This is a genomic window from Massilia violaceinigra (assembly GCF_002752675.1).
GTDB classification, from domain to species: domain Bacteria; phylum Pseudomonadota; class Gammaproteobacteria; order Burkholderiales; family Burkholderiaceae_D; genus Telluria_A; species Telluria_A violaceinigra.
The window spans coordinates 6,376,824-6,390,182 of record NZ_CP024608.1 but is presented as its reverse complement, the minus strand read 5'-3'; the positions used below and the strand labels follow the sequence as shown (position 1 = coordinate 6,390,182).

Genomic DNA, 13,359 nt, shown 5'->3' with positions numbered 1-13,359 from the left:
CGAATGATTTCGCGTTTCGATATATGCATTTTGCGCATAAGAACCCGGGAGCGATATGCGCCGCCCGCATATCGATTGGCGAAACGATTCCTTCGCCCGCGAAACGCGCAAGGCTAGACTTTCCGCTTTATACCGATAGCGAGACATGCAATGCCTTTCCCTACCTTGAACACGTACCTGGCCCATTTGTCCGACCCCAACCGTCCGGCCAGCAGCGTGTGGCTGGACTCGGCGGGCCGCGCCCAGGGCAAGTATTTCAACTGCACCATCACCAGCGCTTTCCAGCCCATCCGCGCGCTGGGCAGCAGCCGCATCGTGGCCTACGAAGGGCTGGCGCGCAGTGCCTCGGCGGGGGATGCCGGCCTGTCGCTGTGGAAACTGCTCGACCATGCGGCCAGCGACGATGAGTCGATCGAGCTCGACCGGCTGTGCCGCATGCTGCACGCGATCAATTTCTTCCGCCAGGACGAGGCGGGGCAGAGCGACCTGTACCTGAACGTGCACGACCGGCTGCTCAGCGCGGTCAGCAGCAACCATGGGCATGCCTTCAAGCGCATTCTCGACGCGCTCGATCTGCCGCTCGGCCGCATCGTGCTGCAACTGCCCACGACCACGCCGCAGCAGGGATGGCTGCTGAACTACGTGGCCGACAATTACCGGCGCAACGGCTTCCGGCTGGCCCTTAACGCGGCTTCGGTGGCGCAGGCGCAGGCGATGGTGGCCGAGCAAAGGCCGCACGCGATCAAGCTCGACGCGCGCTATCTGTCGGGCGGCGTCTCGCTCGCGCCGCTGCTGGACGCGGCCCGGGCGGCCGGCGTGAAACTGATTTTCAAGCGGGTCGAAACGGCACCGGCGATTGATTCCGCCGAGGACATCGCCGGTTTGCCGCTGTACGCACAAGGCTACTACCTCGACCAGCCGCAAGCGGCCCTGGTGACCGAAGCGGCGCTCGCCGCCTAACCCGGGGGTGTGCACGGGACGCAAGGTTATTCCTCAGCAAAAGGGGCTTTTCGCTTAGAATTCGGGGGCTATTAACGAATTTTAGGCAGGGGCAGGTATGGCATCAGCGGCGATTTGGCGTAACGATATGGTCGCATGCGTCCTGGCGCGGTAGGGCAGCGCCGTGCGCCGCGCGACCAGGGCAAGCGCCGCCTGGCTGGCGCCGTGCTCGTTTCGCTGCTGGTGCACGGACTGATCCTGTCGCTTCAGTTCGGCATTCCGGCGCTCGGCTTGCCCGGTTCGGCGACGCCGATCGAGGTGCGTCTGGCCGATGTGGCCACACCGCCCGCGCCGACGCCGCCGGCACCGGTCGCGCCAGCGGTCCCGGTTCCGCCATTGCCGCTTCCCGACGCCGTGACGCCACCCGCGCCGGCGACCGGCATGCGCCTGGTCGATCCGGTCCCGGCACCGGCCCCGGCCCCCGTTCCCGCTCCCGTCACGCCGCGCCTGGCTGTGAAGAAGGACAAGCCGCGCAAGGCCAAACGCATCAGCCCGCCTTTGCCGGCCAGCGACGCGCTGGCGATGGATACCCGCGTCATCGCCCAGGATGTGATCGTGAACGAATTTTCGGTGCCGATGCCGCGCCCGGAAGAGGCTGAGCAGAAAACCATCGATCTCAAGGAAGCCCAGCACGGCACCGACGATGGCACCGAAGCGACCAGTGCCGCCGAGGTTGCGGAGGCGGCGCGTGCGGCCCAGCTGGCCGAAACCCGGCGCCAGGAGGAGGAAGCCGCGCGGCTGGCGGCGCAGCGCAAGCTGGAAGAGGACGAGAAGGAGCGCAAGCTGGCCGAGCTGCAGGTACGCCAGCAGCAGGAAAAAGCGGCGGCCGAGGCTTCTGAGGAGCAGGAGAAGCAGGTGCGGCTGGCGCAGCAGGTGGAGGCGGACGCGGCGCTCAAGGTCGAACAGCAGAAGGCGGAACAGTTGGCAACCCAGCAGAAGCTGGAGCTCCAGAAAGCCGATCAGTTGCGCGCGGAACAGGTCAAGGCGGACCGTCAGAAAGCCGATCAGCTGGCCGCCCAGCAACTGGCTGCCCAGAAACTGGCGGAGCAACAGGCTGCACAGAAACTGGCGGAGCAGCAGGCGGCGCAGAAACTGGCGGAGCAACAGGCTGCACAGAAACTGGCAGAGCAACAGGCTGCGCAAAAACTGGCGGAACAGCAGGCAGCGCAAAAACTGGCGCAGCAACAAGCTGCGCAGAAGCTGGCGGAACAGCAGGCCGCACAGAAACTGGCCGAGCAAGCCGCTCAGAAACAAGCCGCGCAAGCAGCCCAGGCCGCGCAAGCCGCCCAGCAAGCCGCGTTGCAACGCGGACGCGAAGGCGGCGGCAGTCAGGCCGCCAACACGCCGCCTGGCGGCACCGCGGCGGGCGCCGGCAGCGGCGCGGGCGGCAAAATCATCGTCCCCAAGAACCTGCTGGGCAGCGACCTGTCGAACCGCGCGCGAGAGATGGTCAAGGGTCTCGATATCCTCTCCGGCACGCCGCCACCGCCAATGCGCGACGAGCGCCGTGTCGCAGTCGGCGCGGCCGAGCGCGATGTACCGCTGCGCATGTACGTGGAAAGCTGGCGCCAGAAAATCCAACGCAATGGCAGTGCGAATTATCCACGCGATTGGGCCGACGTCGAGCATACCCACGCACTGGTCAACGTGGCGGTGCGCAGCGACGGCACCGTGCAGGATGTGACGATCCTGCGTTCGAGCGGGCGCGCCGATATGGATGAAGCGGTGCTGCGCATCGTGCGCGTCAACGCGCGCTACTCGCCGTTCCCGCCGAATATCGCCTCGCGCTACGACGTGATCGACATCCGCCGCGTATGGCAGTTCGGCGAGAACCTCAAGCTGATGGAAGAACTGCGCTAGCCTTTGCGGCTGGCCACCAGGTCGGCCAGCAGGCGTTCGACCGCTTCCAGGTTGGCCGGTTTGATGAGGTGATGGTCGAAGCCTGCTTCCTTGCTGCGCGCGCGGTCGTTATCGTCGCCCCAGCCGGTCAGCGCCACCAGCACCAGCGGTTCCAGGTGCGCCATGGTGCGCAGCGCTCGCGCGACTTCATAGCCATTCATGCCGGGCATGCCGATATCGAGAAAAATCACCTCGGGCCGGAACTGTTCGGCCAGCGCCAATGCGCGCGGGCCGTCGTTGGCGACGCGGCTGGTGTGGCCGATGATGTCCATCAGCTCCGAGAGCATGTCGGCGGCGTCGAGATTGTCGTCGACCACCAGCACGCGCAGGCCGCTTGAGCGCGTATCGGCGATCAAGCCGTCGCCGGGCGCCTGCGCCGCCACTTCGGGCGCGAGCGGCAGGCGGATGTCGAAGCGGCTGCCGCTGACCGTCTCGTCGCGTACCAGGTCGATCGTGCCGCCATGGAGTTCCACCAGCCGCCGCGCCAGCGACAAGCCGATTCCGAGTCCGCCCTGGGCGCGGTCGAGCGAGGCACCCACCTGCGAAAACATTTCGAACACCGTCAGCGCCGCTTCGGGCGGGATGCCGATGCCGGTATCGCGCACCGACAGCACCGCCTGTGCGCCATCGCGCCACGCCGCCAGCGTGATGCGCCCGCCGGCCGGCGTGTACTTGGCGGCGTTATTGAGCACGTTGCCGATCACCTGGGCGATGCGGGTCGGGTCGGCGTCGAGCATGAGCGACTCTGGCGCGACATCGACCGTCAGCGTGTGGCGGTTGGCGTCGATCAGCGGCATGGACGTTTCGACGGCGCTGGCGATCAATTCGCGCAGCTCGACGCGCACCGGCTTCAGTTCCAGGTTGCCGCGCGTGATGCGGGCGATGTCGAGCAGGTCGTTGACCAGGGTGACCATCTGCGTGACCTGGCGTTCCATCATGTCGCGCACGCGCGCCACAGTGGCCTGGTCATGTTCGGCCATGCGCATGACCTGCAGGCCGTTGCGGATGGGGGCGAGCGGATTGCGCAGTTCGTGCGCGAGGATGGCCAGAAATTCGGTCTTGCGGCGGTCGGCCTCGCGCAGCGCCTCGGTGGCGCGTACCCGTTCGATGTGAGCCCACGAGCGTTCGACGGTCTGTTCGACCAGCGCCACTTCGGCATCGGTCCATTGGCGCGGACGGTCCTGGTGCACCGCCATCATCGCTACCAATTTGCCTTCCTTGACCAGCGGGCAGCAGATGATGGCGCGGCAAGCGATGGCGTTGAACATGGCGCCGCCGCCGGCTTCGTCCAGTTCGCGGTCGACGTCGCAGATGCGCAGGGTGCGGCCCTCGCGCATGTCGCTGGCGGCGCGCGCACCGAACAGGTCGAGCGAGTAGACCCCGACGGTGCTCATGGCGCCCGGTGCGGTCCAGTCGTGGCGGATGGTGAAGCGGTCGTTGTCGCCTTCCACGTCGGCGTAAGGACAGCGCGTGACGCTCAGGTGCTGGCCGAGCAGGCGCGTGGTGACCTCCATGATGGTCTTGGGGTCGTCCGCGTTGCGGGTGGCCTGGCTCATGGCGTCGAGCAGGCGCAGGCGTTCTTCGACCCGTTTGCGCTCGTCGATGTCGATATGGATGCCGACCCACTCGGTGATGGCGCCGGCGGCGTCGAAAATCGGCACCGCGCGCGCATTCATGTAGCGGTACTGGCCGTCGGCGCGGCGCAGGCGGTGTTCGATCTGGTACATGCTGCTGGCGTCGAGCGCGGCGCGCCAGGCGGCCGCCGTGCGGGCGCGGTCGTCGGGATGGATGGCGTCGAGCCACCCCCAGCCGCCGAGCTGATCGCTGGACTGCCCGGTATATACAGTCCAACTCGGTTGGGCTCCCTCAAGACGGCCGGCCGCCGAGGCCAGCCACATGATGGTGCTGCTGGCCTGCACCAGCGAGCGGTAGCGCGCCTCGCTGGAGCGCAGTTCATCGGCGGCGCTGGACGTGCTCGGGTCAGGCGGGGGCAAGGCTTGGGACATGGTTCGTTTTGTACGGAGATGACATCGGTCGCATTTAACCATGAGCTTGCCAGAAAAAGGTTTTTCCTGTCGCCACTGCTGTAAAAAAATGCTCGCAGCCGGGGTTTGATGTGCAGCAAGACCCGGCCGGGTGCGCTCACTTACTCTGAACTGGACAATGTTTATTTTGATAAGCACCATGAAAACACACAAATCCCTCCTGAGAACGCTGCCAGCCCTGCTTTTGCTGGCCAGCCTGGCCGGCTGCGCCGGCTTCCGCATCACGGGTGACCCCCGTTCGGGCATCGCCAGCGAGCCGGCGCCGCCCACCCAGCTGATCACCGCGCAGCTGATAGAAGCCGAGAAAGCCTTGCGCGCCCGGCGCAGCAGCGAAAGCGTGTCCCATCTGATCGTACGCAATCCGCCGCCGTACGCCATCGGCCGCGGCGACATCCTGTCGATCGTGGTGTGGGACCATCCGGAACTGGCGGGCCAGGGCGTGGCCGCCTCGGCCACGGCGGCCGACGCCCAGAGCCCAAGCGCGCCGCCGGCCGGCTTTGTGGTGGACCACGACGGGCGCGTGCAGTTCCCGTTCGCCGGTGCGCTTACCCTGGCCGGGCTGACCGAGGATGAGGCGCGCGCGCTGCTGACCAAGCGCCTGGCGCGCTACATCACCAATCCGCTGGTGACCCTGCGGGTACAGTCCTACCGCAGCAAGCGCGTGTATATCGATGGCGAGGTGCGCTTGCCGGGCTTGCAGTCGATTAACGATATTCCCATGACCCTGGTCGAGGCGCTCAACCGCGCCGGCGGCATGCTGCCCAGCGCCGACCAGAGCCGCATCGTGCTGGAACGGGGCGATGCGCGCTACCAGGTCGGCTTGCGCGGCCTGGTAGCGCGCGGCATCAATCCGGGCAGCATCCTGCTGGCGCCCGGCGACGTGGTGCGCGTCCATTCGCGCGACGAGAGCAAGGTGTTCGTGTCGGGCGAGGTTGTGACCCCCAAGGCGCTGACCATGCACGACGGCCGCCTGAGCCTGAACGAAGCGCTGGGCGAGTCGGGCGGGATCAGTCCGATCAGCGGCGATGCGCGCCAGATCTATGTGATCCGCAGGGCGGTGGACGGCACCCGCGTCTACCAGCTCGACGCGCGGCGCGCCGGCGCGCTGGCGATGGCCGAGGCCTTCGAGCTCGAACCGCGCGATCTGATCTATGTGGCTGCCTCTCCGTTGGCCAACTGGTACCGCAGCGTCAGCATGCTGTTCCCGGGCGCGCTGACGCAAGTGGTCAATATCAGCCGCCCCTGACCCCGCTTCAAGGACCTTGCCATGAACCATGCCGACCAACCTCAACCGCTGCCACCTTCCCCCAACATCTTGCCAATGCCCAGCCTGCCGCCAGCCGCGCCGCCGCCCGGGCGCGAGGCGGAGCCGCACGAAATGGACCTGCAGGGCTACGTGAATATCTTGTACGACAGCCGCTGGCTGATCGGCGGGGTGACCGCGCTGGTGACCTTGCTGGCGATTATCTATGCGCTCGTCGTCAGCCCGGTGTACGAAGCGAACCTGATGATCCACGTCGAGGAAGAAAGTCCGAACGCATCGAAGAATATCCTCAGCGAAGTATCGTCCCTGTTTGAAACCAAGAAGGCGGCGATTGCCGAAATGGAGCTGCTGCGCTCGCGCATGGTGATTTCGCATGCGGTCGACAACTTGCAGCTGTTTATCAATGTGCGGCCCAAGTATTTTCCTGTGGTCGGATTCTGGTTTGCCAACCGCAAGTCGAACGAGTTGTCCGAACCGGGCATTTTCGGGCGCGGCGGCTATGTGTGGGGGCCGGAGAAGGCCGAGGTGTCGGTGTTCGAGGTCCCGGAAGCGTGGTACAACCGCGAATTCACGCTGACCGCGCGTGGCAACGGGCGCTACCACCTGTCCGGAGGCGCTCTGGCGACGGCCTATGAAGGCATCGTCGGCACGACGCTCAGGACCAGGGTGGGTGGCGCCAGCCTGGAGTTGCGGGTGGACCGGATGCGCGCGCAGCCGGGCGCCCAGTTCCGCCTGATGCGCAGCTCGCGCCTGGCGGCGATCGAGCGGATCCAGACGGCGTTGGTGATTACCGAGCAGGGCAAGCAGTCGGGCATCATCGAAGTGCGGCTGCAGGGCGAGGATGCGCAGCGCATCAACAGCCTGCTGGGCGAAATCGGGCGCGAGTACATGCGCCAGAACCTGGCGCGCAAGACCGAGGAGGCCGAAAAATCGCTGGCCTTCCTGAACCTGCAGTTGCCGACGCTGAAACGCCAGCTGGAAGAGTCCGAGGAAAAGTACAACGGTTTTCGAAACAGCAAGGGCAGTATCGACATGCGCGAGGAAGCGCGCATCAGCCTGCAGCAGGCCGCCGCGGCGCAGACCCGGCGTCTCGAACTGGAGCAGCGCAAGACCGCCTTGCTGACGCGCTTCACCGAGAACCATCCGATCATCGTGGGCATCAACCAGCAGCGGCGCGAGGTGGACGCCGAGATTGCGGAAGTGGCCAGGCGCATCCGCACCCTGCCGGTGCTGGAGCAGGACGAATCGCGTCTGCTGCGTGAAATCAAGGTCAATACCGACCTGTACACGGCACTGTCGAACACGGCCCAGCAACTGCGCCTGATTTCAGTGGGCCGGGTCAGCAACGTGCGCCTAATCGATGCACCGATGGCGCCGGAACGCGCGCTTAAGCCGAACCGGCCGCTGATCGTGGCGCTGGCGCTGGTGACCGGCCTGTTTCTGGGCGTGATGCTGGCGTTTGCGCGCAAGGCGTTTTTCGGCGGCATCGACAATCCGCAGCGCATCGAAACGCTGCTGGGCGCGCGGATCGTGTATGCCAGCATTCCCCACAGCACGCATCAGGAGCGCCTGCGGCGCGAGGCCCGCGGCGGCACCGTGCTGCCGATCCTGGCGCAAGTGGCGCCGGAAGATATCGCCGTCGAGAGCTTGCGCAGTTTTCGCGCGGCACTGACATACGCGATGCCTTCCCTCAAGAACAACATCGTGATGCTGGCCGGGCCGGGCCGGAATCTTGGCAAATCGTTTCTGTCGGTTAATTTCGCTGCCGTGATGGCGGCCAGCGGCAAGCGCGTGCTGCTGATCGATGCCGATTTGCGCAACGGCCACCTGCACCGCTATTTTGGCGTCAGCCGCGAGCAGGGGCTGACCAAGGCGATTGCCGGTTCGCTGCCGCTGGACCAGGTGATTCATCAGGGCGTGCTGGAGAACCTCGACTTCATTCCGACCGGCGCACTGCCGCCGAACCGGTCGGAGTTCCTGCAGCACTTGAATTTTTCCAACTTGCTCGACGTGGTCAGCAGCCAGTACGACATCGTGCTGATCGATACGCCACCGATCCTGGCGGTGTCGGATGCGCTCATTATCGGCGCGCACGCCGGGGCCGTGTTCATCCTTGCGCGCGCCGGGGTGACGACCGAGGGCGAGATCACCGAATCGATCAAGCGCCTGAACCATGCCGGCATCGCGCCGCAGGGCGTGCTGTTCAATGACATGGCATTGCGTGTCGGCAGCTATGCGTATCAGTTCAAATACACGCACGCGCCCCAGCTGGAGCACTGAGTTGCCGTAGCGGATAGCGCTGGCTCTTTCCTGCCAACTTAACAAGTCTTCTTTTTAATAAACGCGACATGCCGGCGCCGGCCTGTCGCGTTTTTTCTCGTTTACATTACCTCTAGGAAAACTTCTTTGATCATTTGATTACTCAGGTAAATTTACTTGGGTAAACTCTGAACCTAAACATTTGACGCAGATCAAACCTTATTCATTTACTTGATTGAATGAGGAACTTTTGATGAATAAGCTATCCAGTTTTGCGTCTGATTTCCGCTTCAACGCCAGCATCTGCGGCGGTGTCGCCGTGCTGCTCTCCGCTTGCGGCGGCAGCACCGGCCACAACGGCAACAATGCGACCCCGGCTCCACAGTTTGCCGCCGTTACCTACAATGGCGCGCTGGCGCCGCTCGACCTGTTCGTCTCGCCCAGCGGCGCCGACAGCAACGCGGGCACCCAGGCCGCGCCGTTCAAGACCATCGCCCGCGCCGCCCAGGCGGCAACGCCGGGCGTCACCATTCGCGTGCTGCCAGGGACCTACGCCGGGGGCTTTCGCACCAATGCCAGCGGTACGGCCGAAGCGCATATCCGGTATGTGTCCGAAGTGAAGTGGGGCGCCAAAATCGTTCCTCCGGCCAACTCGGCCACCACCTCGGCCTGGGACAACCGCGGCAGCTATGTGGAGATCGACGGCTTCGAGGTTGACGGCAGCTCTACCCAGGCCGGCACCAAATGGCTGCTCGGCCTGTACACCGCCGGCTCCTACAGCACCGTGCGCAACAATCACGTGCATCACATCGCGCGCACGGTCCCGTGCGCCGGCAGCGGCGGCGGCATCGGATCGGACAGCTATTACAAGGGAACCGCCAACGATGTCAGCGCGAATGTCGTGCACGACGTCGGGCCGGCGGGCTGCCCTACGTATCTCGGCATCTTCATCAACACGGCTGGCAGCCGGGTGGACAACAACCTGGTGTACGCCATCAGCGATGCCGGCATCCGCATGTGGCATGACGCCACGCAGGGAATCGTGGTCAACAACACCGTGTTTAACGCCAGCACGGGGATTGTGATCAGCGGCGACGGCGGCTACAACGGCAGCGTGCCCAACGACAACACCCGGGTCAGCAATAATATTCTTTACGACAATGCTCGCTATGGCTTGCTGGAAGTCGGGTCAACGGGCGTGAACAATCGCTACAGCAACAATCTGATTTTCCGTAACGGCACGCCGGTGATGCTGAACAACGGCCTGCAGCCGGTCGGCACGGTGGCGGCCGAACCGCAGTTCGTCAACTATGTGCGCAACGGGGGCGGCGATTACCGTCCGGCCGCCACGTCGCCTGCCAAGGGCGCGGCACTGGTCGCGGACGCACCGGCCACCGACCTTGACGGCAAGCCGCGCACGGCGGAAACCGGCATCGATATCGGCGCCTATCAGCATGTGGGAGGGACCACGCCGACACCTACGCCGACGCCCACACCGACGCCCACACCGACGCCCACACCAACGCCCACCCCGACGCCCACACCGACGCCCACACCAACGCCCACCCCAACGCCGACACCAACGCCTGAGCCGACCACGTACAACTATTACGTGACTACCACCGGCTCGGATACCGCGGCCGGCACCAAGGCGGCGCCTTTCAAGACGATCGCACGGGCTTCGCGCGCCGCGTTGCCCAGCACGACGATCCATGTGGCCGCCGGCACCTATCCGGGCGGCTTCAAGACCACGGTCAGCGGTACCGCGGCCGGGCGTATCTATTACGTGTCAACCACCAAATGGGGTGCGAAAATCGTACCTCCGGCAAGCTCCTCGAACGATACCGCGTGGGACAACCGTGGAAACTATACCGACATCATCGGTTTCCACATCGACGGCACGACGTCACAGAGCGGCACCAAGTGGACGCATGGCATCTACAACGGCGGTTCCTACGACATGACGCGCGGTAACTGGGTTCACCATATTGCCAAGAACGTCCCTTGCACAAGCGCGGGCGGCTCGGGCATTGGGGTGGACAGCTACTACCGCGGCATCAAGTCCGATGTGGTGGGCAACCTCGTTCATGATATTGGACCGGCGGGCTGCCGATTCGTTCAGGGGATTTACGTCAGCACCTCGGGAACCGTCAAGAATAATGTGGTGTACCGGGTTGCCGAAGGGGCGATTCACCTCTGGCATGATGCGAACAATGTGATCATCACCAACAACACGGTGACCGCATCGCACACCGGCATCATTGTCGGCGGTGGCGACTACTACCACACCACCGGCCCCAACAATGACACCATCGTCGCCAACAACATCGTGTACGACAATGCGATGGGAATTTCGGAGCAGGGCCAGACCGGCACGCGCAACCGCTACACGAATAACCTCGTGTTCAATAACACGACGTACAACTTCAGCCTCAAGAACGGATTGACGCACAGCGGCACCATCAGTGCCGACCCGCAATTCGTCGCCTATACGCACACCGGTACGCCGGATTTGCATCTGCGGCCTACCTCTCCCGCCATCGGGAAAGGCACGCCCACCAACGCGCCGCCAACCGATTTCGACGGCAAGCCGCGCAATGCGACCACCGGCTTTGACATGGGGGCATACCAGCACTGACCGGCTTGCGGTCGGCGTCAAGGAGGTCCATGCCTTCGTGGCTAAGATGGTGGACATGGACCCTCTTGACGATCACTCATCAGAACAGGAACGTATCCGTTCCGTCTACCGCGACTGGCTGGCGGACGAGCGCATTTCCTCGTACGCCTGGCACCGGGAAGACGTCATGGAACAGGACGCGGCGCGGCGCCGCGTGGCCGGCGCCTTGCTCGCGCGCACGCTGGGGCCGGAACTGGGCAAGCTGCGCGTGGTCGATGTCGGTTGCGGCTCGGGCGGCTTTCTGCGTCAACTGATCGACTGGGGCGCCGACCCCTGCAGGCTGGCGGGCACCGAGTACCAGGAACAGCGGCTGGTGCTGGCGCGCATGCGCAGCGCGCCGGGCATCCACTGGCACCTTGGCGACCTCGACTTTGCAGAGCCGGGCAGCTTCGACCTGGCCGTGGCCAATACCGTCTTTTCATCGATCCTCGCCCCGGACCTCAGAGCGGCGCTGGCGCGCGACATGTGGCGCAGCGTGGCGCCCGGTGGCTGGTGCATGCTGTTCGACTTCCGCTACAACAACCCACGCAACCCCAACGTGCGCCGCGTGACGCGCGACGAACTGCGCCGGATGTGGCCGGGGGAGGAAAGCCACTATCGCAGCCTGCTGCTGGCGCCGCCTATCGCGCGGCGGCTGCTGGGCGCCCCGCGCATCGTGGCCGAACTGCTTGCCACGCTGGCGCCGCCGCTGCGCTCGCACTTCATCTACATGGCGCGCAAGCCGGCCTGACGTTATCCTGACCGTCCGACTCTGCGCCCGTCCTGTCGGCATGCGCGATATTGCCGCACAGCCGATCATGCTCCTCAGTCGGATTTCCTCATACGCCGTGACGACGGCCCCAGTCAACTGCATCAGCCGCCTGCGCCACATGCACCGCATGCGCGGGCCGCGCAGCGTCTACGGCCCGTGCCACGTCCCCAAGACGCAGGCCAGCGTCGCGCCGCTCGGCATCGCACGTCATACAGATCGGCCGGCCGGATTGAATCGTTATAATCCGACCTGGCGTTTACTGCTTCGCTGGCGCCGTTTTCTGCGCTACCGCCTCCTTGCCCATCAACAGGTTCTTCACCCAGCGCCGCACCGCATACGTACGCGCCTCGAACATCAGGTAAAAGCCGTACGCAGAAGCAAGCACCACGGCAAGCATGGCGAGGTAAACGCCCAGGTCGGCCAGACTGTTCGCCGCCATCTGCCGGCAACCGAACAGGGTCATGCCAACGTAGCCAATGATGCCGAGTACAGGCACGTGCACCACATACAGCGTGAACGAAAAGTTAGAGAAAAACACCGCCACCCGCTGCAGCGGCCCGACGAATTTTTGCGCCCTAGGAAGCGGGGTCACCGTACTCGACAGAAACAGCAGGAACAAGACGCTCAGCAGCAAATCCTGCGGGTACGACGCGAACACCATATCGTCATTGCTGCCCTTTAACCTGAAGACGACCGATGCGATCACCAGCACCACCAGCATCATCATGCGCAAGGGCGTACCGCACTCCACCCGCACGCGCGAAAACGCTGCACCGAGCAGCCAGATCGTAAAATACAGCACCATCTCGACAGGCAACAGCACGCCCACTAACAGCAAGGAACTTGCTGCCAGGGCCCGCCGCACGCCCGAACTGGCCGCCACACACATGAGCAGCAGTGGAAACATCACGTAGTACCATGTTTCGTTCGACAGGCTCCAGAGCGGGAAGTTCCCTCCGAATTCAGGAACGACAATGGTTTGTAGTCCGACCAGATTGCCGGCCAGCGCGGCCACCGAATAGTCGTTGGCTGGCGAAAAGTCGGGCGCACGCGGATCGATCACGCCGCTGGCGATACCGGCGGCAAGAATGAGCACAAACGTGGGCAGCAGCACCGTCCAAAGGCGCGTGATGCGGTCGATCGCGTACAGCCTGATGGCTTGCGGCTGGCCCAGCTTGTTGAGCAGGCTGCCGCCGACCAGCCAGCCGCTGATCAGGAAAAACACGACCACGGCCTGGTGCGCGAAGCCGGTCAGGAACGCCAGGCCCTGGTACCACAAGGCGGGATTTTCCAGGGTGCGCAGGCCGGGAAAAAATTCGCTGCGCAGGTGGGCGGCGGCCACCTGGATGGCCGCCAGGCCGCGCAACAGCGAAATGAGCAAGGAATGCCAGGAATCTTCCCCCAGCTGGCTTTCCTTCAAGAAGCGGATGCTGGGCATCGGATGCGAGTTCATGGTGCGGTATCC

General features: G+C 64.6%; 8 protein-coding genes. 6 read left to right on the top strand and 2 right to left on the bottom strand.

The genetic code is table 11. The annotated features are described in order from the left end of the window. Nucleotides 1–150 precede the first annotated feature (150 nt). Both CR152_RS27410 and tolA read left to right on the top strand, forming a co-directional pair. Nucleotides 151–960 (top strand): EAL domain-containing protein, encoded by an 810-nt coding sequence (locus tag CR152_RS27410; protein ID WP_099880278.1) that lies wholly within the window; start codon nt 151–153, stop codon nt 958–960. A 135-nt stretch (nt 961–1,095) separates the two neighbouring features. After that, on the top strand, nt 1,096–2,859 hold the full coding sequence (gene tolA / locus CR152_RS34735; protein WP_099880277.1) for a cell envelope integrity protein TolA: 1,764 nt from the start codon (nt 1,096–1,098) through the stop codon (nt 2,857–2,859). Here tolA and CR152_RS27400 read toward each other — a convergent pair. Next, nucleotides 2,856–4,904 carry a hybrid sensor histidine kinase/response regulator gene (locus tag CR152_RS27400; protein WP_167399958.1) on the bottom strand — a complete coding sequence of 683 codons (2,049 nt, stop codon included), beginning with the start codon at nt 4,902–4,904 and terminating at the stop codon, nt 2,856–2,858. The two genes, tolA and CR152_RS27400, sit on opposite strands and share 4 nt — an antisense overlap. Before the next feature lie 178 nt (nt 4,905–5,082). On the opposite strand from CR152_RS27400, the gene CR152_RS27395 reads away from it, so the two are divergent. The 4 genes from CR152_RS27395 (at nt 5,083) to CR152_RS27380 (ending at nt 11,873) form a co-directional block, all read left to right on the top strand. Beyond that, nucleotides 5,083–6,189 carry a polysaccharide biosynthesis/export family protein gene (locus CR152_RS27395; protein WP_099882841.1) on the top strand — a complete coding sequence of 369 codons (1,107 nt, stop codon included), beginning with the start codon at nt 5,083–5,085 and terminating at the stop codon, nt 6,187–6,189. 21 nt (nt 6,190–6,210) lie between these two features. Then, nucleotides 6,211–8,487 (top strand): polysaccharide biosynthesis tyrosine autokinase, encoded by a 2,277-nt coding sequence (locus CR152_RS27390; RefSeq protein ID WP_099880273.1) that lies wholly within the window; start codon nt 6,211–6,213, stop codon nt 8,485–8,487. A gap of 232 nt (nt 8,488–8,719) precedes the next feature. Continuing rightward, nucleotides 8,720–11,104, top strand: coding sequence for a right-handed parallel beta-helix repeat-containing protein (locus CR152_RS27385; RefSeq protein ID WP_099880271.1), 2,385 nt, complete (start codon nt 8,720–8,722; stop codon nt 11,102–11,104). A gap of 55 nt (nt 11,105–11,159) precedes the next feature. Continuing rightward, on the top strand, nt 11,160–11,873 hold the full coding sequence (locus CR152_RS27380; RefSeq protein ID WP_099882839.1) for a class I SAM-dependent methyltransferase: 714 nt from the start codon (nt 11,160–11,162) through the stop codon (nt 11,871–11,873). A gap of 277 nt (nt 11,874–12,150) precedes the next feature. On the opposite strand, the gene CR152_RS27375 is transcribed toward CR152_RS27380, so the two are convergent. Beyond that, a complete protein-coding gene (locus CR152_RS27375; RefSeq protein ID WP_099880270.1) occupies nt 12,151–13,347 on the bottom strand; it encodes an acyltransferase family protein in 1,197 nt (398 codons plus the stop codon). Between the last annotated feature and the right edge of the window lie 12 nt (nt 13,348–13,359).